The organism is Streptomyces sp. NPDC048600 (assembly GCF_055587025.1).
Genome location: NZ_JBVJGZ010000043.1, coordinates 28,201 through 49,757 on the forward strand (window position 1 = coordinate 28,201; position 21,557 = coordinate 49,757).

Sequence of the window (21,557 nt, forward strand, 5' to 3'; positions counted from 1 at the left end):
CCTCGCAGCGTTGCCCTGCCGTTCACCTGTCCTTGGGCGAACGGCCCTCGCCCGTCAGTCACCCGAGGACAGTGTCGAGGCCGTCCGGCAACCCCCATGGAGAGGACAAAATGTGACGACGCGTCAGTCGCTTCGGGCGGCGACCTGTGTGCTGGGTCTGGTGATGGCCGCCGCGGCCACCGTTCCGGCGGAGGCGGCCTCGCTGCCGCAGGTGCACCCGCGCGCCGAGACCGCCGCCCTGTACGACGACGAGGCGGGCGGCAACGCCAACGCGGACGACCCGGCCATCTGGCGCAACGCCGCCTCGCCGGACCGCAGCCTGGTCGTCGCCACCGCCAAGGAGGGCGGCCTGCGCGTCTACGACCTCGACGCGCGCGAGGTCCAGTCGATACCGGCCCCGGCCGCCCCGGGCGCGGACGACGCCCCGGGCCGCTTCAACAACGTCGACCTGGTGCAGGGCATGCGACTGTCCGGCGGCCGCGCCGATCTGGCCGTGGTCAGCGACCGCGGCAGCGACCGGCTGCGGATCTACCGCATCGACCGCGACCGCCCAAGCGGCCCGCTGACCGATGTCACCGACCCGGCCGCCCGCCCGGTCTTCTCCGCCGACCAGGCCGAGATCAACGACCAGCGCACCGTCTACGGCCTGGCCACCTGGACCGACCGGGCGACCGGCAAGGCCTACGCGCTCGTCAGCCGCCGCAACGAGACCCGGCTCGCGCTGCTGGAACTCACCGCCGGCCCGCGCGGCACCGTCGGCTACCGCACCGTGCGCACCCTGGATCTGCCCTCCTCCTTCCGGCTCCCGGACGGCACCTCCTGGTCCCCCTGCGGCGAGCCCGACGAGCGCCCCCAGGTCGAGGGCATGGTCGTCGACCCCGCCGACGGCACCCTGTACGCCGGACAGGAGGACGTCGGCATCTGGCGGCTGCGCGCCGACCTGACCGGCAAGCCCCGGCTCATGGACAAGGTCCGCGAGTACGGCGTCCCCGGCACGTACGACGAGGAGACGGAGGAGTGCGCGCCCGGCGCCGACCCCGGCTACGGCGGCGAGCACCTGTCGGCCGACGTCGAGGGCCTGACGATCCTCACCGAGCGCGACGGCGACGGCTACCTGCTCGCCTCCAGCCAGGGCGACGACACCTTCGCCGCCTACGATCGCGAGCGCGCCGAGGACAACGAGTACGAGGCCGGTTTCCGCGTCACCGGCGTCTCGGAGACCCTCGACGGCTCGGAGGCCTGCGACGGCGCCGCCGTGCTCAACGCCTCGCTGGGCTCTCGCTACCCGAACGGTCTCCTCGTCGTCCAGGACGGCCAGGAGACCCCGGCCGACGGCGACCGCGAGGGCACCGGCTTCAAGTTCGTCGACCTCGGCGACGTCCTGGACGTCATCGACGACTGACGCGGCCGGAGCCGGAGCCGGGGCGCGCGGCCGGGGCGGGACCGGGGACCTCATGTCTCGCGCAGCGGTGTGTACACCTCGGCGCTCAGCCCGAAGGTCCAGGCGACCCCCTCTCTGGCCGTCATGGTGCCCGGCGGCACGCGCAGCCAGTACGTACGGGTCGTGCCGTCCGGCTCCGGCGTCGAGTTGAGGACCTCGACCATGACCACGGGCTCGTCGCCGTCCAGGTCGATCCGCCACAGGGTGCCCGTCTCGTCGCGGTGGACGGGACGGGCGCCGGAGTCGTCGAGGTAGCGGTCGTAGCCGTAGTGCTCCAGCATCACCCGGCGCAGCTCGGCGTTCTCCTCGCCGCGGATGCGCTCCGGTGTCAGGCTGCCCAGCTCGCGGAGGAACTCCGCCGGGACGGGCATCCCGCGCCAGGCGTACAGCTCGAATCCGTCGGGGTAGGCGAGCGCCGGGCCGTCCCCGCGGTCGAGGCGGCCCGCCTCGTCGCGGTGCAGGGCGACGGGCCGTTCGCAGACGACCGCCGCCCTCTCGAACGGCCACCACCAGCCCGCGCTCCGGCTCACCCGGGCCAGCCCGTCGAGCGGGGCCCGGTCGGTGGGGAACGCGGCGAGCCAGGGCGCGTCGTGCTGCCCCAGCACGGCGTCCAGCAGGATCAGCCGGACCTGGGTCTCCAGCGCCCGGTCCGTGCCGAGTTCCTCCAGCACCCCCCGGCGGACGCGGTCGACCAGTGTCTGCGTGGTCGCCCACAGCCGCTCCCCGGTCGCGGACCAGTGCCGCGACCATCCTGTGGCGCCCAACTCGGCCAGCATCCGGGCGCGTTCCTCCGCCCACGGGGCCGTGCGCACGGCCTCGCGCACACTCGCCCCCGCGTCCTGGAGCGAGCGCACCAGCTCCACGCCCTCGCGCGGCGACCCCGCCCACACCACCCGCTCCGGCTCCGCGAGCCCCGCCCGCCGGTACGCCAGCCGGACACCCGCCTCGGCCTCGGCCCGGTCGGCCGGCACGGCCGCGGCGGCGCACTCCCGCCACAGCGCCACCGCGTCCGGTGCGGGCGCCCGCGTCGTACCCACCCGATCCACGACCTCGTCCACCGTCCCGGAACCCGTCATACCCCGCACCTCCGTCGCACCCTTCGCGCCCGTCCCCGTCATCTCCCCGGCCTCCAACACCCGCTCCCGTCAGCTCAGTCGGCCACGATCCGCACGGAACCCGGCACGTACTCGCGCTGCCGGATCACCCGGAACCAGCCCTTCGGCAGCGCGATCGCCGCGTGCTCCTCGTGCACCACCCGGCCGCCCTCCGGCAGATGCAGCAGCATCGGCCCGAACGGGCCCGCCTCCCGCACCAGTTCGCCCGGCCCCACGACCGCGTGGGCATGCCCGGTCACCTCCCCCAGGGCCAGCACCAGCCGGCCACGGCCGTCGCGCGGCTCCCTCGGCGCCCGCGCCGCCTGCGAGGGCACAGCGTCCTCGGCGACGGGCACGATCAGCACATCTCCCTGCCGGTACACGGCTCTCCCCTCCGGCCCGGCGCACGGCGCACCGGCCATGACTTCGACAGTACGAGCCGCCACTGACAACGGCCCCGGGCCCGCGGCCCGCGCTGTCGGTGCCGGTTGATACAACTGCTGGCGCACCACGGATCCCGTCCATCACGTCAGGAGCAGCGCGCATGACCATCGGCGAGCACTTGCGGGAGCTGTACGGCCTGCCCGCGTTCACCTTCCCCGGGCCGGGCGAGGAGGCGAAGCTGCCCGCGGCCGACGCCGTGGCCTGGCGGGTCACCAGCGACGTGTACGACGCCGACGAGGAGTGGGAGGCGGCCTTCGAGCGCTTCTGCGCCCAGGTCGACACCACCGGGGTCCGCGCGCTGATCGTCGGCGCCTGGCGGGAGGCGTACGACACCGACCCCTCGGCGGTCGTGGCCGCGCTGCTGGCCGCCCGTGACCGGCTGCCCGCGCTGCGGGCACTGTTCCTCGGCGACATGGTCTTCGAGGAGTGCGAGATCTCCTGGATCAACCAGACCGATGTCACCGCACTGCTGACCGGCTTCCCGGAGCTGGAGGAGTTCGGGGTGCGCGGCGGCAGCGGCCTGGGTCTGAGCGGCCTGCGCCACGAGCGGCTGAGGAAGCTCACCGCGGAGACGGGCGGCATGCCGGTCGCCTTCGTGCGCGGGGTCGGCGCGAGCGACCTGCCCGCGCTGGTCCACCTCGACCTGTGGCTCGGCACCTCCGAGTACGGCGCCGACTCCGAGGTGTCCGACCTGGAACCCCTGCTGTCCGGCACCCGCCTGCCGAGCCTGCGTCATCTGGCCCTGCGCAACAGCGAGATCCAGGACGAGATCGCCGCGGCCGCCGCGTCCGCCCCGGTCGTGGCCCGTCTGGCGGCGCTCGACCTGTCGATGGGCGTCCTGACCGACGAGGGCGCCGCGGCCCTCCTCGGCGGCCAGCCGCTCACCCACCTCGAGCGGCTCGACCTGCACCACAACTACATCAGCGGCCCCCTGAAGGACCGCCTGCGCGAGACCCTCGGACCGGCCGGTGTCGAGCTCGACCTCGACGAGGACGACGCCGACGCCGACGAGGACGACGACGGCACGGTCTGGCGCTACGTGGCCGTGGGGGAGTGACCACGCCGTGCCGCGCTACTACCCTTCCCCTCTCCGGGGCTTCCACGGCCTGCCCGTCCACACCTTCCCGCCCGAGGAGGTGCCCGGCGGCCGCCCGCTGCCCGGTGCCGCCTCGGTGGCCTGGCGGCTCACCACCGAGGGCGACCTCCCCTTCGAACCGATCTGGCGGCGCTTCCTGGACCAGGTGTCCGGCGAGGACGTCACCGCCCTGGTCCTCGGGCCCTGGTGGGAGGACTACGACCCGAGCCGCATCGACCAGGTGCTCGAACTGATCACCGCCGACGCCGGGCGCCTTCCCCGTCTGCGGGGCGTGTTCCTGGGCGACCTGGTGTCCGAGGAGATGGAGATCTCCTGGATCCGGCAGGGCGAGGTCACCCGGGTGCTGCGGGCCTGGCCCGGTCTGCGTGAGCTCGGCGTGCGCGGCGGAGAGGGCCTCATGGTCGAACCCCTGCGGCACGAAGGGCTGAGCGACCTGCGGATCGAGTCCGGCGGACTGCCGGGCGAGCCCGTACGGGCCCTGGGCGCCTGCGAGTTCCCCGCCCTGGAGCGCCTCGAACTGTGGCTCGGCACGACCTGGTACGGCGGCGACTGCACGGCCGAGGACATCGCCCCGCTGCTGACCGGACTCGCCCGCTGCCCCGGGCTGCGCCGTCTCGGCCTGCGCAACAGCGACATTCAGGACGACATCGCCGCGGCCCTCGCCGCAGCGCCCGTCGTCGCCGGACTGGAGCACCTCGACCTGAGCATGGGAACCCTCGGGGACGAGGGCGGCGCCGCGCTGCTCGCCGGGCAGCCGCTCACCCATCTGCGGTCGCTGAACCTCGACCACCACTTCCTCTCCGAGGAGCTGACCGACCGCCTGCGCCGGACGCTGGAACCCCACGGGGTACGGCTCTCCCTGACACCGTCCCGGCGCTCGAACCACGACCCGGAGGCCCGCTTTGTCGCCGTCGGCGAATGACGGCGGCCCGGTGCGCCTCGCCGTCGTCGGCAACCCCGAGAACCGGCGGGTGACGCTGTTCGCCGACGCGGTCCGGGCGGCCGGTCTGCCCGCGCCCCGCGTCGTGCCCTGGGCGCGCGTGCTGAGCGAGGGCCGCGCCGACTTCGCGCCCGAGGAGACCGTGCGGCTCGACTCGCCCGGTGAGAGCGCGGACGTCGACCGGCTGCTGCGCGGCGCCGAGGACCCCACCCGGGTCGAGGGCTCGGCGCGCTGGCACACGGCCTTCCTGGCGGCCGTGCGCTCGCTGCGCGGCGGCATCCGCCTCGACGACCCCGACGAACTCGCGGTGCTGTTCGACAAACGGCGCTGCCACGGGGTCCTGAGCGCCGCGGGCGTCCCCGTGCCGTACTCGCCCACCTCCGGTCCGTCGGGCGCGCCCGTGCACGGCTGGGACGACGTCCGCGCGCTGATGCGCGAGCACCGTATGCCACGGCTGTTCGTGAAACTCGCGCACGGCTCCTCGGGGTCCGGGGTGCTGGCCGTCGAGTCGGCGGCGAACGGCCGGATCAGGGCCACCACCTCGGTCGAACTGACTGACGGGGGCGCCCTGTTCAACTCCCTCAAGGTGCGCCGCTACGACCGGGAGCGGGACATCGCGGCCGTCGTCGACGCGCTCGCCCCGGACGGACTGCACCTGGAGCGCTGGCTGCCCAAGGCCTCCCAGCGCGGCCGGGCCGCCGACCTGCGGGTCCTCGTGGTGGACGGCCGGGCCACCCACGCGGTCGTGCGCACCAGCGCCTCGCCCATGACCAACCTGCACCTCGGCGGCAGCCGGGGCGATCTCGCCCTGGCCCGGCAGGCCTTCGAGGAGGCGGGTGCCCGCTGGGCCGACGTGCTGGAGGTGTGCGAGCGGGCCGCCGCCTGCTTCCCGCGCACCCTGTGCGTCGGCGTCGACCTGCTGCCCGCCACCGGCTGGCGCCGCGCCGCCGTCGCCGAGGTCAACGCCTTCGGCGATCTGCTGCCCCGGCTGACCGGCCTGCCCGGCAGCGGCGCCGAGGGCCTCGACACGTACGCCGCGCAGCTCGCCGCCCTCGTACGGCGCCGCGCACCGCACCACCCGCACAGAACGGAACCCGCCCATGCCGGCGCCTGAACCCCGGGCCGACACACCCCTCGACATGAACGAGATCGTCGGCAGCCACGACCTGCTCCTGGTCACCCTCGACACCCTCCGCCACGACGTGGCCGCCGAGCTCGCCGAGGCCGGGCGCATCCCCCACCTCACCCGCTGCCTGCCCGGCGGCCGCTGGGAGCGGCGGCACGCGCCCGGCAGCTTCACCTACGCCTCCCACCAGGCGATCTTCGCCGGGTTCCTGCCCACCCCGGCCGCACCCGGCCGGCACCCCCGGCTGTTCGCGGCGAGCTTCGCGGGCAGCGAGACCACGGCCGAGCGGACGTACACCTACGACACCCCCGACCTGGTCTCCGCGCTGGCCGCGGACGGCTACCGCACGGTCTGCCTCGGCGGTGTCGGCTTCTTCAACAAGCAGGGCCCGCTCGGCTCCGTGCTGCCCGGCCTGTTCCAGGAGTCCCACTGGGAGCCGGAGTTCGGCGTCACCTCACCCACCTCCTTCGAGGCCCAGGTCACCCGCGCCGAGGAGGTCGTACGCCGACTGCCCGAGGAACAGAAGCTGTTCCTGTTCGTCAACGTGGCCGCCCTGCACCAGCCCAACTGGTTCCATCTGCCCGGCGCGACCCGGGAGGCGGGCGACTCCCGCGAGACGCACGCCGCCGCCCTGGAGTACGTCGACCGGCACATCGGCCGTCTCTTCGCCGCTGTGAGCAGCAGACGACCCGCCTTCGCCATCGTCTGCTCCGACCACGGCACCGCCTACGGCGACGACGGCTACACCGGCCACCGCATCGGCCACGAGTCCGTGTGGACCGTGCCGTACGCCCACTTCTTCCTCGAGGCGGGGGCGGCCAGGTGACCGAGCCCGTCCGCCCGTACCAGAGCTACGTCTACGCCTACCCGCACAAGACCGCCTACCGGAGGCTGCCCGACCGCCCCCTGCTGCGCGACCTGTGGGACGCGGAGCCCAAGGACGCGCTCTCCCTCTATCTGCACATCCCGTTCTGCGAGATCCGCTGCGGCTTCTGCAACCTGTTCACCCGCATCGGCGCCCCGGACGGCCTCACCGGTGCCTACCTCGACGCCCTGGAGCGGCAGGCGACGGCCGTACGGGAGGCGCTGGGCGAGCGGGAGCCGGTCCGGTTCGCCACCGCGGCCTTCGGCGGCGGCACGCCCACCTTCCTCACCGCCGCCGAGCTGGAGCGGCTGTGCGACATCGCCGAGCACGGCATGGGCGCCGGCCTCGGGGCCGTCCCTCTGTCGGTGGAGGCCTCGCCCGCCACCGCCACCGCCGACCGGCTCGCCGTCCTCGCCGAACGCGGCGCCACGCGGCTCAGCCTCGGCGTACAGAGCTTCGACGACACCGAGGCCCGGTCCGCGGTGAGACCGCAGCGCCGCGCCGACGTCGAGGCCGCGCTCGGCCGCGTCCGGGACGCGGGCCTGCCGGTCCTCAACATCGACCTGATCTACGGCATCGACGGCCAGACCGGGGACAGCTGGCTGAGGTCCCTGGACGCGGCGCTCGCCTGGCGGCCCGAGGAGCTCTACCTCTACCCGCTCTACATCCGCCCCCTGACCGGCCTCGGCCGTCGCGCCGGCGACCACGACCCGGCCTGGGACGCCCAGCGGCTGCGTCTGTACCGCCTCGGCCGCGACCACCTCCTCGCCCACGGCTACACCCAGCAGTCGATGCGGATGTTCCGCCGCGCGGACGCCCCGCCCCAGGGCGCCGACGACTACGCCTGCCAGACCGACGGCATGATCGGCCTGGGCTGCGGAGCCCGCTCCTACACGGCCGGTCTGCACTACTCCTTCGACTACGCCGTCGGCATGCACGAGATACGCGGCATCATCGACGACTACGTCGCCCGCCCGGCCGCGGACTTCGCGCACGCCGAGTACGGCCGGCGGATGGACCCGGACGAGACCCGGCGCAGGCATCTGCTCCAGTCGCTGCTCCAGGCCGAAGGCCTCGACACCGCCGACTTCCAAAGCCGCTTCGGACAGCTGCCGTCGGACGGCTTCCGCGCCGAGTTGGAGCGGTTCGCCGCCCGTGGCTGGCTGACGGACACGGACGGGCCCGTACTGCGCCTGACCCCGGAGGGCCTCGCGCACTCCGACGCGATCGGCCCCGAGCTGTTCTCCCCGGCCGTGAGCGCGGCGATGGCCGCCTACGAGCGGAAGTGACCGCGATGGACCTGACCCTGCTCTACCGCGGCCCGCTGGCGTCCTGCGACTACGACTGCCCGTACTGCCCGTTCGCGAAGCGGCGCGACTCCCCGGAGCGGCTGCGCACGGACCGGGCCTGTCTGGAGCGCTTCGCCGGATGGGCCGAGGAGCAGACCGGTGACCGGTTGTCGGTCCTGTTCACGCCCTGGGGCGAGGGCCTGGTCCGCTCCTGGTACCGGGGCGCCCTCACCGGGCTGTCCCGCCTTCCCCATGTGCGAAGGGTCGCCATCCAGACCAACCTGAGCTGCCGCACCGACTGGCTCGCCGAGGCCGACCTCGGCACCCTCGCCCTGTGGTGCACGTACCACCCGGGCCAGACGCCGTACGACCGCTTCCTGGCCAAGTGCCGTGAACTGGCCGGGGCAGGGGTCCGGTTCAGCGTCGGGATCGTCGGGCTGCCCGAGCATCTGGAGCACGCCCGACGGCTGCGCGCAGACCTGCCCGAGCACGTGTACCTCTGGGTCAACGCCGCCGAGGGCCACCTCTACGACGACGCCGCGGCCCGCCTGTGGACCGACCTGGACCCGCTCTTCCCGTACAGCCGCCGTCCGCACACCAGCGCGGGGCTGCCCTGCCGCACCGGCGAGTCGGTGATCTCCGTGGACGGCGACGGCACGGTCCGCCGCTGCCACTTCGTACCCGCCGAGCTCGGCAACCTCTACGACGGCTCCTACCGCGAGGCGCTGCGGCCGCGCGCCTGCCCGCTGGCCGTGTGCGACTGCCACATCGGCTACGTCCACCTGGAGACGCTCCCGCTGTACGACGTCTTCGCGGGCGGAGTGCTGGAGCGGATACCGGCGAGCAGCGCCTAATAATCTCTTCTGGAGCTATTCAACTAGATGAGTATCATGAGGTGTCTCCGGAGGTCCGGCAGACGTGACAGCGGCCCGCCGGGAGGGCCGCGCACGGCAAGGAAGGCGACACCTCATGACCGCCCCGTACACCCGCTATGTCGCCCTGGGGGACAGCCAGACCGAGGGCGTCGGTGACGGCGACGACCTCACCGGGCTGCGCGGCTGGGCCGACCGCCTCGCCGAGCGGCTCGCCCGCCACAACCCCGGACTGCGCTACGCCAACCTCGCCGTCCGGGGCCGCCTCGCGGGCCAGGTCCGCGCCGGGCAGCTCGCCCCCGCCCTCGCCCTGCGCCCGGACCTGGCCACGGTCCTCGCCGGGGTGAACGATCTGCTGCGCCCGCGCTTCGACCCGGACGAGGTGGTGGGCCATCTGGAGGCGATGTTCGCCGCGCTCACGGCCCAGGGCGCGCAGGTGGCCACCCTGACCTTCCCGGACCCCTCCCGCATCAGCCCCCTGGCCCGTGGCCTGGCCCCTCGGGTGACCGTCCTGAACGACCGCATCCGCGAGGCCGCCCGCCGCCACGACGTCATCGTGGCCGACACCGCCGTCGTCCCCGTCGCCGTCGACCCCCGGCTCTGGAGCCAGGACCGCCTGCACGCCAGCCCGCTGGGCCACGACCGTATCGCCGCGGCCATGGCCCAGGCCCTGGACGTGCCCGGCAGCGACACCGCGTGGACCGACCCGCTGCCCGCCGGCCCCCCGGCACCGGCCGGCCGGCACGCCGTCGCCGCAGAGGTCCGCTGGGCGGCCTCCTTCCTCGGCCCCTGGCTGGGCCGCCGCCTGCGGGGACGTTCCTCGGGGGACGGGCGCAGCGCGAAGCGGCCGGAGCTGGCGCCGGTCGCGGCGGGCTGACCGGCCGGGAGCGGCAGCACCGGGGCACCGTGGCCGGCGGTGGTTGCGCGCGGGGGCCGGGGCGGGGCAGGGTTCGGGAGTGGCCACCTTGCTGATCGTTCATCACACGCCCTCCCCGAACTGCCAGGCGATGTTCGAGGCCGTCGTCTCGGGTGCGACGGCCCCGGAGATCGAGGACGTACGGCTCGTACGGCGGTCGGCGCTGTCCGCGACGGCGTCGGACGTGCTCGAGGCGGACGCGTATCTGCTGGGCACCCCCGCGAACCTGGGCTACATCTCCGGCGCCCTCAAGCATTTCTTCGACCAGGTCTACTACCCCTGCCTGGACGAGACGCGCGGCCGCCCGTTCGGGTACTACGTGCACGGCGGGAACGACGTGACCGGGGCCGTACGGGCCGTCGAGGCGATCACCACCGGCCTGGGCTGGCGCCGCGCCACGGACGCCGTGACCGTGACCGGCGAACCGTCCAAGGACGACCTCCAGGCCTGCTGGGAACTGGGAGCCGTGCTCGCCGCGGGGCTCATGGAGTGACGGGTCCTCCTTGGCGCCCGGACGTCGCGGGGCGGGCCAGGTTCTCGTGACACCCCCTAGGCTGATCCCATGTACGTGACCCGCACGTCCCGGCATGTGAACGCCCCGCCCGCCGCCGTCTACCGCGCGCTGGTCGACGCGGACGCGGTCGGACGCTGGCGGGTGCCGGACGGGATGAGCGGCCGGGTCCACGAGTTCGACGCCAGGCAGGGCGGCCGCTTCCGGGTGTCGCTCACCTACGAACTCCCCGACGCCACCGGCAAGTCGGGCGCCCGTACCGACACCTATCACGGCCGGTTCCTACGCCTGGAGCAGGACCGTCTGGTGGTGGAGGAACTCGAGTTCGAGACCGACGACCCTGCCCTGCGCGGCACGATGACCATGACGACCACGCTCACCGCGCGCGAGGGCGGCGGCACCGAGGTCGTGATGGTGCACGAGGGCGTCCCCGACGTGGTGCCGCCGGCCGACAACGAGACCGGCACGCGCATGGCCCTGGCCAACCTCGCCGCGCTCGTCGAGACCTCCTGAGCCGAGGCGCTCCCGGCGCGCCGGTCAGTCCACCCGGTGGACCAGCTGGCTGGTCAGCTCGTACCGCGCGCCCACCACCGCGAGCCGCCCCTGCGCGACCCGCGCGGCGAGATCGGGCACCGCGGCCAGGCGCGAGCGGACCAGCCGCACCTGGGCGTCGATCGTCGCGTCGACCCGGGCGTCGCCCTCCGTGGTGTGGTCGATGGCGGGGCGGATCTGGTCGGCCAGGTACTGGATGTGGTCCGGCAGCGGTTCCCCGGTCCGCTCGGCCTCCACGGCCGCCCGCACCGCCCCGCACGACTGGTGCCCGAGCACCATCACCAGCGGTACGGCGAGCTCCAGCACCCCGTACGCGATGCTCCCGAGCACGGCCTCGTCCAGCACCTCCCCGGCCGCCCGCACGGTCAGCAGGTCCCCGAGGCCCTGGTCGAACACCAGCTCCGGCGGCACCCTCGAGTCCACGCAGCCGAGTATCACGGCGAAGGGATGCTGCCCGGCCGTCAGCGCGTGGCGTACCGCCGGTGTCTCGTCGGGATGCCGTTCCCGGTAGGTACGCCAGCGCAGGTTCCCCACGGCCAGGGCGCGCAGCGCCTGCGCGGGGGTCTCCGGACGTGGCCCGGCGGGTGTTCGCCCGGCCGCCCGCGCGGGCGCGGCGACGGTGAGCGAGGCGGCCCCCGTCAGCCCGGCCCACAGCAACGCGCGCCGGGCCGGAGAGGCGGACGGGGCGGGGGAGACGGGCGGGGCGGGGAAGGTGGCGTCGTTGGTCACGGCGTTCGAACGTACGGCCGTGTCGCCGGCTGTCCGGCTTCCCTTGCCGAATGATGACGAGGCGTGGGCGAACCGTGATCGGGCGTTGAACCGCCCTTGGGCGGATCGTTTCCGTGCCCATACACAGCTCTCATTTCTGTTGCGCTGAGCAATAGTTGACGTTCCATCAGGTCACCGGCGCGTCCGGGACGATCACGACCTTGCCGACGGCCGTGCCCGACTCGGCGTGCCGCAGCGCGGCGGCCGCCTCGTGCAGGGGGTAGGCGCGGTCGATCGTCGCCCGGACCGTTCCGCTGCCGAGGAGGGCGAAGATCTCGGTGAGGTCCTCGCGCAGTTCGGCCCGGAACCTGTCGGCCTTGCGGGCCTTGCCCGCCCAGAGGTTGAAGAAGTGGGCGCTGCGGCCGTTGGGCAGGACGTTCCAGAGGGTGAGGCGGGCGAGGAGCCTGAGCACGGTGACCATGCCGCTGCCCGCCCGGTCGCGGGTGGAGGCGCTGCCGTAGGAGACGAGGGTGCCGCCGGGGGCGAGCATCCGCCAGGAGTCCCTGACGCCCTTGCCGCCGACGTGGTCGAACACGGCGGCGACCCCGCCGGGCGCCAGTTCACGGACGCGGGCCAGGAGGTCGCCGCGGTAGTCGACCGGTACGGCGCCGAGTGCCGCGACCGCCTCCTGGTTGCGGGCGGAGGCGGTGCCGATGACGGTGACTCCGGCGGCGCGTGCCAGCTGGACCAGCACGCTGCCGACACCGCCGTTGGCGCCGTGCACGACGACCGTGTCCCCCGCCCGGACCCGGGCCGTGCGGTGGAGCATCCGCCAGGCGGTCGCGCCGTTGGTGACCAGCGTCTCCGCCGCGGCGGCCGGCACCCCGTCGGGCACCGGAACCAGGTCGGCGGCCTCCAGCAGGACGCGGTCGGCCCAGCCGCCCGTCTTCGTCAGCGCGGCCACGCGCTGCCCGACGGCCAGGGGGATCGCGCCCGGCGCCTGCGGGCCCAGTTTCTCGATCACGCCGACGAGGTCGTAGCCGGGAACGAAGGGGAAGGCGGGCATGTCGTAGTACTTGCCGCGCCGCATCTGCTGCTCGGCGAAGGTGACTCCGCTGGCCTCGACCCGGACCAGTGCCTGCCCGAGGCCGGGCCGGGGCAGCTCGCGCACCCGCACCTGAAGGGTCTCGGGCTCGCCGACGGCGGGGAGGACGATCTCGGTCGCTCGCATGACAACTCCTTGTGTTGTGTGGTGACCGCGATGTGTGGTTGACCACTCACTCGTGTGTGCCGAGAGAGGGCGACCCATCGGTGCCGTGAGGAACCGGGCGTCGCCCCGCTGTCAGTAGTGCGTGATACCCGCCTTGAGGGTGCGTGTCCAGGGGGCGTCGACGGCCTCGGCGTCGATCGAGACGAGCAGATGGCACAGCATTCCGACGGCGAAGAACTGCTGGATCTGCTCCTCGCCGCCGCCCGAGGCGCCGCGCACGTACTCCACGGTGCGGGCGTACCCGGTGCGCACCGCCTCGCGGACGGCCGGCTCGGAGACCGCTGCCGCCTGGGCGTGCAGTTGCACGAGCATCAGGTCGTTGTCGCTGATCAGGCGGGCGTAGGCGTCACCCATCGAGTCCAGCACGGCCTCCGGGCTGCTGCCCTCTGCCTCGGCGGCGCCGCGCTCCAGGGCCGCCCGCACCCGCACGAAGCAGTGCTCGACGACCGCGGTGAACAGCGCCTCCTTGTTCGGGAAGAGGCGGTAGACGTACGCCTGCGAGATGCCGGCCGCCTTCGCCACCTCGCTGGTGGTGGTCCCGAAGTAGCCCCGGGCGGCGAACGCCCCGATCGCGGTGCGCAGCACCGTTTCCCGGCGCTCCTCGGCGGTGGACAGTCTCCGTGCTTCCGTCTTCATGTGACTACTCAATCACTCACACCTGTGAGTCGTCAACCACTCTTCATGGGGAGCCGAGCCGTCGGGTGATCGCGGCACCTCGTGGTGGAGCGGGCACGGGGCGGGCCGCCGGGAGATCGCGGCGCCTCGTGGTGGAGCGGGCACGGGGGCGGGCGGCCGGGAGATCGCGGCGCCTCGCGGTGGAGCGGGCCGGGGGCGGGCCGCCGGGAGATCGCGTTGTCAGTGGGCGCCGCTATGTTCGGTCGTGTTCCCGCCGGAAGGTGTCGGCACGTGAGATTTCGCGTGCTCAAGTGGCATGCGCTGCGAAGGAGATGATGGGTTGTCCGACTGGGAGAAGTCGAGCACGGCCCGGGTGGTGCGTCCCGCCCGGCCGCGCAAGCTCGCCAAGGTGCCGTTCGTCGAACTGGCCGACGGACGACTGCAAGGCGTGGTGTCCAGCGGCTCGGACGTCGAACGGGTCTATGTGTCCTCGGTGGCGGCCGCGACGTACGCGTTCGCGTGCAGCACCAACAACAACCGCCCCTGCGGCGGCGCCCGCGGCTCGTTCTGCAACCACATCCGGGCGCTGATCACCGAGGCCGTGCTCCAGTACGGCCCCGAGCGCGTCGCCCGCTATCTGCGCGTCGACCTCGGCGACGACGAGCCGACCGCGGCCTCCCTCGCCCAGGCGATGACCGCCACGCGGCCCGCGGCGGCCGACGGCAAGGCCGCCGCGGCCCCCGTCTTCAGCCGCTTCCTGCGCCACCTGGCCTACCTGGAACTGGCGCCGGGCACCGGGCCGTTGCCGGAGATGCACTGGTTCCCGCCCACCCGCGGGCAGGCGCCCGGGAGCGACATCGAGTCCGCCGGTCCGATGGCCGCGCCGGTCGACGGCCTCGACGAGGCGCTCGCCGCGGTCGACGCCTTCGACGGCATGCTCACCGCGGGCCTGCTGCGGCCCCGCGCCGATCGGACGGCCGGGCTGACCGGACTCGCCGACGCCGTCGCGGGCAGCCCACTGGCCGCGCGGGCCGCCGAGGCGGCCGAGAAGGCGGCGGCCGGCAGCGCGGGCGAGGACCACTTCGTCGCCCTGGCCGCCGCCCGTTCCGCGCTGCTCGGCGCCTCCTACGACGCCCTCGCCGCACGCGCCGAGGAGCTGACCGGACGCACCCCTGACGACCCCGCCGGCCCCGCCGCGCCGGGTGCGGGCCAGACGCCCAACCTCCTGGCCGCGGCCCGCTCCTGGCTGTCCGACCTGGCCCGCGCGGGCTGGCAGGGCATCGATCACGACCTGGTCTCGGGCGCGGCCCCGATCGTCTCCGCGATGCTCCCGGACACCTCGCTGCGCCGCCTCGCCACCCTCCTCGACGGCTTCGCCGCCGAACTCGCCGCCTCCTGCCCGGGTGCCTCGCTGGAGCGTGTCCCGGCCCGCCGCTGGGGCGACCTGTGGGCACGGGCCCTGCTGCTCGCCCTGCCCGGCGCCACCGACGCGCCCGCTCCCGCCACGGTCACCGGGCGACTGCTGCCGCTCGGCGTGGACCTGCACGAACACGCCACCGCGGTCCAGGCCCAGGTCCACGCGGTCCTCGAACCCGCGGACGGCACCGCGCCCCGGCTGCTGCGCGCGGCCGTCTCGGTGCCCAAGCCCGACACGGTCGTCGAGGCCGGTGTCTGGCAGCTGCTGCGGCCCCACATGTCCCTGCTGGCCGCCCTGGGCGAGGGCCGCGCGATGGACCTGGACTCCATGCCGGTCACCGCGGAGGGCGACCTGATCTGGAGCGAGGAGCACGCCCGCCCCGGCGAGGCCGCCGACGCCTTCGCCACCGCCCGGGTCGCCCTGCCCACCGCAGCCCTCGCGGCCACCGCGCCGCTGGACCGCCACCCGGCCCGGCTCGCCGTCCCCGTCTTCCTGGAGGGCTACGCGCCCCGGACCGACGGCGGGACCACGGTGTTCGACCTGCCCTCGGGTCCGCTCGCCGTGGACACCGACCGCATCCCCACCGCCGGACCGCTCACCCCCGAGGCCGTCGCCGCCTCCACCGCCTGCATCGGCCTGCTGCGCTGGGACGACGGCACCTTCACCGTCCAGCCGCTCGCCGTGGAGACGACCGTACGGAAGAAGACCGTCGCCCTGCACGCGGGTGCCTGGGCCGGCGGCACCACCGACAAGAACGGGGTCAGGGCCGAGAAGGCGGCCACCGACGCCGTGAAGGTGCTGCGCGAGCGCGCCGGAAGGCTGCTGCGGAAATGACCGAGCCCACGACCGCCGAGGAGACGACCGGGACCGGGCCCGGCGCGGAGCAGGCCCCGGCCGCGACCACCGCCGGGCAGCCCGCGGACGGCGCCCCCGACGCCCACGACAACCGCCGCCAGGTGCTCTACTGGCGCCTGCTGGCCCGGCTGTTCGACCGTGAGGAGCAGCAGACCCTGGAGTCGGCGAGCCTCGCCGTCGTCGAGGACATCGGCCTGCCGGCCGCGCTGCTCGACCCGCAGACCTCCGTCGACTCCCTGGTGCAGCGACACCCGGACCTGGCCGGGGAGTTCGACGGCCTGATGATCCCGGAGCAGGAGGACGGCGACCGCGACCGCGCCGCCGAGGTACGCCGCGCGGCACTGGTGTCGAAGGTGCTGCTGAACGTGTTCGACAGCGGCTCCGGCACGGTCACCGCGGGACAGCTCGCCCGCTGGCAGGCCGACGCCGACTGGCTGGAGCGGGCCCTCGGCTGCAAGCCGGGCGAACTGCGCGGCGGCCGGAGCGCGGGACGCGGTCCCGGCGCACTCGGCGCCTCCGGCGCGGGCGCGAGCCCCACCGGCACGGGCGGCGGCGGCCACACCCCCGACCTGAGCCGGCTGATCCCGGAGATCGGGCCCGAACTCGGTGCCATCGAGGCCGACCTCGTCAAGCGCATGCACCTGCGCGAGGTCCTCGCCGACCCCCAGCTCGCCGCGAAGCTCACCCCGAGCATGTCGCTGATCGAGCAACTGCTGCGCGACAAGAACAACCTCTCCGGCGTCGCCCTCGCCAACGCCAAGGCGCTGATCCGGCGCTTCGTCGACGAGGTCGCCCAAGTGCTGCGCACCCAGGTCGAGAAGAGCACCGTGGGCCCGCTGGACCGCTCGGTGCCGCCCAAGCGGGTGTTCCGCAACCTCGACCTCGACCGCACCATCTGGAAGAACCTCACCAACTGGAGCCCGGAGGAGGAGCGGCTCTACGTCGACCGCCTCTACTACCGGCACACCGCCCGCAAGACCACGCCCCAGCGGCTGATCGTGGTCGTCGACCAGTCGGGGTCGATGGTCGACTCCATGGTCAACTGCACCATCCTGGCGTCCATCTTCGCCGGGCTGCCGAAGGTGGACGTCCACCTCATCGCGTACGACACACAGGCGCTCGACCTCACCCCGTGGGTGCACGACCCGTTCGAGACGCTGCTGCGGACCAACCTCGGCGGCGGCACCGACGGCACCGTCGCCATGGCCCTCGCCCAGCCGAAGGTCGCCGAACCGCGCAACACCGTCGTGGTGTGGATCTCCGACTTCTACGAGTGGCGCGGCGAGCAGCTCTTCGAGTCGATGGCCGGCCTGCACCGCTCCGGCGTGAAGTTCATCCCCGTCGGCTCGGTGACCAGCTCCGGGCGCGGCAGCGTCAACCCCTGGTTCCGCGAGCGGTTCAAGGACCAGGGCACCCCGGTGATATCCGGGCACATCCGCAAGCTCGTCCAGGAACTCAAGACGTTCCTCGCCTGACCCCGCCGCAGCACCGGCACACCCCCTCACCACGCACCGCACTTGTGACGAAAGGCCACCTCATGTCCGACCTGTTGCGCGCCCCCGCCGAGCTCAAGTACGCCGAGGAGCTGGACTGGCTGGAGTCGGTCGACGACGGCCCCAAGCCGTTCTCCTGGCGGCTGTCGCCCAAGATGGTCCGTCTGTTCATCCTCGGCTCCGAGCGTGCCGACGGCCTGGACCGCGAGATCTCGCAGAAGTGGTTCGGCGACCGCAGCTTCGTCGAGCGTTCCATCGTCACCCTCGCCTCCGACCGCGGACTGCTGCTCATCGGTGACCCCGGCACCGGCAAGAGCTGGCTGGCCGAGCTGCTGGCCGCGGCGATCAGCCGGAACTCCACCCTGGTCGTGCAGGGCACCGCGGGCACCACCGAGGACCACATCAAGTATTCGTGGAACGTCTCGATGGTGATCGCCAAGGGCCAGTCCCGCGAGTCGATGATCCCCTCGCCGATCATGACCGCCATGGAGGGCGGCGCCATCGGCCGCTTCGAGGAGCTCACCCGCTCCACCAGCGACGTGCAGGACGCGCTGATCTCGATCCTGTCGGATAAGTACATCTCCGTACCCGAACTCGACAGCGACAACATCGTGTTCGCCAAGCCGGGCTTCTCGGTCATCGCCACCGCCAACAGCCGCGACCGGGGCGTCAACGACCTGTCGAGCGCCCTCAAGCGCCGCTTCAACTTCGTCCGCATCCCCGTGGTCAGCAACAAGAAGGCCGAGGCGGAGATCGTCCGCTTCCGCACCGAGGAACTGCTGCGCCGCCACCGGATCGAGCTGGACGTGCCGCCCACCCTGCTGGACGTCCTGCTCCAGAGCTTCGCCGACCTGCGGGCCTCCTCCGCCGCGGCCGCGGGCGACGACGAGAAGCTGGAGTCAGCCCTGTCCACCGCCGAGCAGATCGGCGTCCTGGAGGACGCCATCCTGCACAGCAACTTCTTCGGCGAGCGCACCCTCACCGCGCACACCCTCGCCTCCTCCCTCGTCGGATCGCTCGCCCGGCGGGAACCGGAGGACCTGGCCATCCTCAACAAGTACCTGCACGGCGTGGTCGAGCCGCGCAGCAAGGAAGAGGGCGGATCCTGGCCGGAGTTCCTGGAGGGCGGCCGCGACGCGATCGCGACCCTGTCATGAGCGAGGCCACCTTCACGGCGCTGCGCGCCCAGCTGGAACAGGCCGCCACGACGTTCGCCGACGGGCCCCGCGCCCTGGAGGGCATCCTCCTCGGCATGGTCGACGACGTCGACCGGGCCGTCCGCGAACCCCTGGAGATATTCCCGGTCTGCCATCACTCACCCGCCTCCGCCCTCGCCATGGCCCGCCGGCTGCGCGAGAAACAGCCCAAGGTGGTGTACCTGGAGCTGTGCGAGGACATGGCCCCGCTGCTCACCGAGCTGCGCAACTGCCGCCTGCCGGTGGCGGTGCAGGCCTTCGCCACCGAACTCGACGGCTTCCCCGCCGACTGGGCCCCGCTGTCGGTCGTCGCGCCGGTCACCGAGGCCTCCGCCGAGTACCAGGCCGTCGCGTACGCCCTGGACACCCCCGGCGTCGAACTCGTCCTCGTCGACCGTTCCAGCGACCACGTCTTCCAGTGGCAGGAACCCGAGGAGGACACCCCGGCCGACGCCGACTCGGACGCGCCGGCGGCCGAGGAGGAGACCGCGCTGCACGGCGACGCCGTCGGCGTCGAGATCGGCGACCTGCGCCCCAGGTTCGCCGAACTGGAGGAGCACCTGCTGCGGCACGGCAAGGTGCGGCACTGGTCGGAGTGGTGGCACCAGTACGTGGAGCTGCCGCTCGGCGACAGCGACCACGACACCTACCGGCAGGTGATGTTCCTCATCGGCAGCCTCTTCCGCCGCCTCGCCCCCGGCGACTCCCGCCGGGTCCGCGTCGACGAGGACCGCGAGCGCTACATGTGGACCCGGATGCGCGAGCACCTCGCCGCCTCCGGCACCGACCCCGCCGACTGTCTGTACGTCTGCGGCGCCTTCCACGCGGCCAGCCGCGTGGCGGAGTTCGGCGTCGGCGGCAGCGACGGCTTCGAGATCTCGCCGCGCACCGCCACCAAGTGGCAGTACGGACTGATCCCGTCCAGCCACACGGCGATCGAGGCGCAGTTCGGCCTCGCCGCGGGCTCGGTGTCGATCGCGGCGACGGAATGGGCGAAGAACCTCAAGCGCACCCGCGTCAAGCCGTACCGGCTCGCCGGGCAGGCGGGCACCAGGAAGCCGGCCGAGGCGGCGGCGCCCCCGGCGCCGATGGCGGACACCCCGACCGCCGACCGGCTGACCGGCTTCCTGCAGCGCCCGCCGATCCTCGACCCGCTCGACGAGGCCGAACTGCTCGGCTGGTCGGTGGAGATCGTGCGCGCCGCCCGCCGCAACGGCTACCTCGCCTCGACGGCCGACGCCATCGCCGTCTTCGAGACGTCCATCCTGCTGGCCGGGATGCGCGACCGGGCCCGACCGACGCCGTACGACTTCCAGGACGCGGCCGTCACCTGCATCGAGAAGGACAGCGTGCCCGGTCGGCGCGACGTCCGCAGGCTCGTCGAGATCATGATGGGCGGCGACCGCGTCGGCCAGGTCGGCTACGACGCCCTGCCGCCGCTCGCCCGCGACGTCCACGACCGCCTCGCCCCGCTCGACCTCAAGCTCCAGCAGCGCGGCGTCCAGCGGGCCCTGCTCGACATCGCCTCACAGCCCGATCTGGCGAAGTGCTCCGACGTGCTGTGGATCCTGAAGTACCTGATGCCGCACGGCGCCGCCCGCCCGATCATGGGCGACCGGCGGCTCGGCGAGAAGCCCATCCAGGAGTCCTGGGACCTCGCCCTGGGCACCCACCAACGCGCCCTCATCGAGCTGGGCTACGAGGGCGTCAGCATCGAACAGGTCCTGGAACAGCGGCTGCGACGCACCGCGTACGACCCGAAGGCCACGGCCGCGACCGTGCTCGGGGCAGTCGAGGACGCGATCCTCCATCTGCGAAGCCGCCGTCTCGCCGACGAACTCGGCACCCGCGCCCTAGAGGTGCTCGCACAGGAACGCAGCGTGGACGGGGCACCCGAGGTGCTGCGCCGGGTCCGCGGGCTGCTCGCGTACTACCGCACCAGCGAACCCGTGCTCCCCGGCTGGATCGAGTCCTTCGTCAAGACCGGCTACGCGCACTACTGCACGCTGCTGCCGACCGCGTTCACCGACGAGGACGCCACCGTCCGCCAGGTCGCGGCCATGTTCGGCTTCCTGTTCAGCATGGAGAGCCTGGCCCTGTCGCTCGGCTGCGACCGCACCCAGCTCGAACTGGCCGTCGCGCAGTCCCATCCGCAGGAGCCGGACAGGACGGCCCTGCTCTGGGCGGCCCAGACCCACCTGGGCCGGCTCTCCCGCGACGAACTGCGCGCCCGCTGCGCCGCCCTGCTGGGCAACCCCCTGATCGTGCCCGCCTACCCGCGCTACCTCAGCGGTTTCCTGCACGCGCTGGAGCCCGTGCCGCAGCTGACCGACTTCGTCGTCGAGGCCGTCTCCAACGCCTTCGCCGAGCTCCCCGATCCGGTCCTGCTGCCCTGGCTGCCGAGCCTGATCACCGGCCTGCGCTCCAGCGGTTCCGAGCTGGCCCCGCTGCTGATACGGGAGGCCGGCCGGATCTACCCCGGACGGCTGGACGACCTGGACACCTGGGTACCGCCGTGGCGCGCCCGGCCCGCCCCGGCCGCCGCCCCCGGGTCCGGCCGCCCGTCGGGCCCGGCCGCGCTGCCCCTGCTCACCGCGCACCCGGCGGCCTGCGACGCGATCGCGGCTCTCCTGGGCTGCGAGGGCACCTGGGACGAGCCGGGCACGGCCACCGGCGCGGCGCTCCTCGCCCGTCACCCCGGGACGGCGAACGCGCTGGAGGCCCTGCTCACCGCGTCCTGAGGCGGCTCCCCGCCGCGAGGGTCGGGGGGGGGGGGGGGGGGGGGGGGGGGGGGGGGGGGGGGGGGGGGGGGGGGGGGGGGGGGGGGGGGGGGGGGGGGGGGGGGGGGGGGGGGGGG

General features: G+C 73.7%; 19 protein-coding genes and 1 pseudogene. 15 read left to right on the forward strand and 5 right to left on the reverse strand.

The features are described from left to right. The first annotated feature begins 112 nt into the window (after positions 1–112). Positions 113–1,402 carry a phytase gene (locus tag ACZ6SQ_RS35650; RefSeq protein WP_469569678.1) on the forward strand — a complete coding sequence of 430 codons (1,290 nt, stop codon included), beginning with the start codon at positions 113–115 and terminating at the stop codon, positions 1,400–1,402. Between the two features lie 50 nt (positions 1,403–1,452). Here the strand turns inward: ACZ6SQ_RS35650 and ACZ6SQ_RS35655 are convergent, their stop codons facing one another. Both ACZ6SQ_RS35655 and ACZ6SQ_RS35660 read right to left on the reverse strand, forming a co-directional pair. Then, the gene (locus tag ACZ6SQ_RS35655; protein ID WP_469569680.1) at positions 1,453–2,517 is read right to left on the reverse strand and encodes a DUF6745 domain-containing protein; all 1,065 of its coding nucleotides are present in this window, start codon (positions 2,515–2,517) and stop codon (positions 1,453–1,455) included. 74 nt (positions 2,518–2,591) lie between these two features. Next, positions 2,592–2,918, reverse strand: coding sequence for a hypothetical protein (locus ACZ6SQ_RS35660; RefSeq protein WP_386385861.1), 327 nt, complete (start codon positions 2,916–2,918; stop codon positions 2,592–2,594). Between the two features lie 161 nt (positions 2,919–3,079). Between ACZ6SQ_RS35660 and ACZ6SQ_RS35665 the strand changes: the two genes are divergently transcribed. The 9 genes from ACZ6SQ_RS35665 to ACZ6SQ_RS35705 all read left to right on the forward strand — a co-directional run bounded on the left by ACZ6SQ_RS35665 (position 3,080) and on the right by ACZ6SQ_RS35705 (position 11,107). Next, the gene (locus ACZ6SQ_RS35665; RefSeq protein ID WP_469569682.1) at positions 3,080–4,036 is read left to right on the forward strand and encodes an STM4015 family protein; all 957 of its coding nucleotides are present in this window, start codon (positions 3,080–3,082) and stop codon (positions 4,034–4,036) included. 7 nt (positions 4,037–4,043) lie between these two features. Next, positions 4,044–4,997 carry an STM4015 family protein gene (locus ACZ6SQ_RS35670; protein ID WP_469569684.1) on the forward strand — a complete coding sequence of 318 codons (954 nt, stop codon included), beginning with the start codon at positions 4,044–4,046 and terminating at the stop codon, positions 4,995–4,997. A gap of 10 nt (positions 4,998–5,007) precedes the next feature. Then, the gene (locus ACZ6SQ_RS35675; RefSeq protein ID WP_469569686.1) at positions 5,008–6,129 is read left to right on the forward strand and encodes an STM4014 family protein; all 1,122 of its coding nucleotides are present in this window, start codon (positions 5,008–5,010) and stop codon (positions 6,127–6,129) included. Between the two features lie 25 nt (positions 6,130–6,154). Further along, complete coding sequence (locus ACZ6SQ_RS35680) at positions 6,155–6,967, forward strand: STM4013/SEN3800 family hydrolase (protein ID WP_469569688.1); 813 nt, start codon at positions 6,155–6,157, stop codon at positions 6,965–6,967. Further along, the gene (locus ACZ6SQ_RS35685) at positions 6,964–8,295 is read left to right on the forward strand and encodes an STM4012 family radical SAM protein (protein WP_469569690.1); all 1,332 of its coding nucleotides are present in this window, start codon (positions 6,964–6,966) and stop codon (positions 8,293–8,295) included. The genes ACZ6SQ_RS35680 and ACZ6SQ_RS35685 overlap by 4 nt, the downstream gene beginning before the upstream one ends. Positions 8,296–8,300: 5 nt before the next feature. Beyond that, positions 8,301–9,149, forward strand: a complete 849-nt coding sequence (locus ACZ6SQ_RS35690) for an STM4011 family radical SAM protein (protein WP_469569711.1) — start codon at positions 8,301–8,303, stop codon at positions 9,147–9,149. A 115-nt stretch (positions 9,150–9,264) separates the two neighbouring features. After that, positions 9,265–10,044, forward strand: a complete 780-nt coding sequence (locus ACZ6SQ_RS35695) for an SGNH/GDSL hydrolase family protein (protein ID WP_469569691.1) — start codon at positions 9,265–9,267, stop codon at positions 10,042–10,044. Between the two features lie 79 nt (positions 10,045–10,123). Next, a complete protein-coding gene (locus ACZ6SQ_RS35700) occupies positions 10,124–10,576 on the forward strand; it encodes a flavodoxin family protein (RefSeq protein ID WP_469569694.1) in 453 nt (150 codons plus the stop codon). 69 nt (positions 10,577–10,645) lie between these two features. Further along, complete coding sequence (locus ACZ6SQ_RS35705) at positions 10,646–11,107, forward strand: SRPBCC domain-containing protein (RefSeq protein ID WP_469569696.1); 462 nt, start codon at positions 10,646–10,648, stop codon at positions 11,105–11,107. A 24-nt stretch (positions 11,108–11,131) separates the two neighbouring features. Here ACZ6SQ_RS35705 and ACZ6SQ_RS35710 read toward each other — a convergent pair whose 3' ends face one another. From ACZ6SQ_RS35710 to ACZ6SQ_RS35720, 3 genes are all read right to left on the reverse strand, one after another. Next, a complete protein-coding gene (locus ACZ6SQ_RS35710) occupies positions 11,132–11,875 on the reverse strand; it encodes a carbonic anhydrase (RefSeq protein ID WP_469569697.1) in 744 nt (247 codons plus the stop codon). A 166-nt stretch (positions 11,876–12,041) separates the two neighbouring features. Next, a complete protein-coding gene (locus tag ACZ6SQ_RS35715; protein WP_469569699.1) occupies positions 12,042–13,085 on the reverse strand; it encodes a medium chain dehydrogenase/reductase family protein in 1,044 nt (347 codons plus the stop codon). A gap of 111 nt (positions 13,086–13,196) precedes the next feature. Further along, positions 13,197–13,760: a TetR/AcrR family transcriptional regulator gene (locus tag ACZ6SQ_RS35720; protein ID WP_469569701.1), complete on the reverse strand. Its 564-nt coding sequence runs from the start codon at positions 13,758–13,760 to the stop codon at positions 13,197–13,199. Between the two features lie 295 nt (positions 13,761–14,055). On the opposite strand from ACZ6SQ_RS35720, the pseudogene ACZ6SQ_RS35725 reads away from it, so the two are divergent. The 5 genes and pseudogenes from ACZ6SQ_RS35725 to ACZ6SQ_RS35745 form a co-directional block, all read left to right on the forward strand. After that, a pseudogene (locus ACZ6SQ_RS35725) lies at positions 14,056–14,583 on the forward strand (hypothetical protein); the annotation flags it as partial. 30 nt (positions 14,584–14,613) lie between these two features. Then, the gene (locus ACZ6SQ_RS35730; protein ID WP_469569712.1) at positions 14,614–15,990 is read left to right on the forward strand and encodes a hypothetical protein; all 1,377 of its coding nucleotides are present in this window, start codon (positions 14,614–14,616) and stop codon (positions 15,988–15,990) included. Continuing rightward, positions 15,987–17,486 (forward strand): vWA domain-containing protein, encoded by a 1,500-nt coding sequence (locus ACZ6SQ_RS35735; protein WP_469569703.1) that lies wholly within the window; start codon positions 15,987–15,989, stop codon positions 17,484–17,486. Before ACZ6SQ_RS35730 ends, ACZ6SQ_RS35735 begins: the two co-directional genes overlap by 4 nt. A gap of 62 nt (positions 17,487–17,548) precedes the next feature. Continuing rightward, positions 17,549–18,661, forward strand: coding sequence for an ATP-binding protein (locus ACZ6SQ_RS35740; RefSeq protein ID WP_469569705.1), 1,113 nt, complete (start codon positions 17,549–17,551; stop codon positions 18,659–18,661). Then, positions 18,658–21,441: a DUF5682 family protein gene (locus tag ACZ6SQ_RS35745; RefSeq protein WP_469569706.1), complete on the forward strand. Its 2,784-nt coding sequence runs from the start codon at positions 18,658–18,660 to the stop codon at positions 21,439–21,441. The genes ACZ6SQ_RS35740 and ACZ6SQ_RS35745 overlap by 4 nt, the downstream gene beginning before the upstream one ends. Positions 21,442–21,557: the final 116 nt, after the last annotated feature.

What these genes read in the sequence shown, in the direction of transcription:
- ACZ6SQ_RS35655 (WP_469569680.1), bottom strand. Translation starts at nt 2,517, where the DNA reads ATGACGGGTTCCGGGACGGTGGACGAGGTCGTGGATCGGGTGGGTACG.
- ACZ6SQ_RS35665 (WP_469569682.1), top strand. Translation starts at nt 3,080, where the DNA reads ATGACCATCGGCGAGCACTTGCGGGAGCTGTACGGCCTGCCCGCGTTC.
- ACZ6SQ_RS35680 (WP_469569688.1), top strand. Translation starts at nt 6,155, where the DNA reads ATGAACGAGATCGTCGGCAGCCACGACCTGCTCCTGGTCACCCTCGAC.
- ACZ6SQ_RS35690 (WP_469569711.1), top strand. Translation starts at nt 8,301, where the DNA reads ATGGACCTGACCCTGCTCTACCGCGGCCCGCTGGCGTCCTGCGACTAC.
- ACZ6SQ_RS35695 (WP_469569691.1), top strand. Translation starts at nt 9,265, where the DNA reads ATGACCGCCCCGTACACCCGCTATGTCGCCCTGGGGGACAGCCAGACC.
- ACZ6SQ_RS35705 (WP_469569696.1), top strand. Translation starts at nt 10,646, where the DNA reads ATGTACGTGACCCGCACGTCCCGGCATGTGAACGCCCCGCCCGCCGCC.
- ACZ6SQ_RS35715 (WP_469569699.1), bottom strand. Translation starts at nt 13,085, where the DNA reads ATGCGAGCGACCGAGATCGTCCTCCCCGCCGTCGGCGAGCCCGAGACC.
- ACZ6SQ_RS35720 (WP_469569701.1), bottom strand. Translation starts at nt 13,760, where the DNA reads ATGAAGACGGAAGCACGGAGACTGTCCACCGCCGAGGAGCGCCGGGAA.
- ACZ6SQ_RS35730 (WP_469569712.1), top strand. Translation starts at nt 14,614, where the DNA reads ATGGCCGCGCCGGTCGACGGCCTCGACGAGGCGCTCGCCGCGGTCGAC.
- ACZ6SQ_RS35735 (WP_469569703.1), top strand. Translation starts at nt 15,987, where the DNA reads ATGACCGAGCCCACGACCGCCGAGGAGACGACCGGGACCGGGCCCGGC.
- ACZ6SQ_RS35740 (WP_469569705.1), top strand. Translation starts at nt 17,549, where the DNA reads ATGTCCGACCTGTTGCGCGCCCCCGCCGAGCTCAAGTACGCCGAGGAG.
- ACZ6SQ_RS35745 (WP_469569706.1), top strand. Translation starts at nt 18,658, where the DNA reads ATGAGCGAGGCCACCTTCACGGCGCTGCGCGCCCAGCTGGAACAGGCC.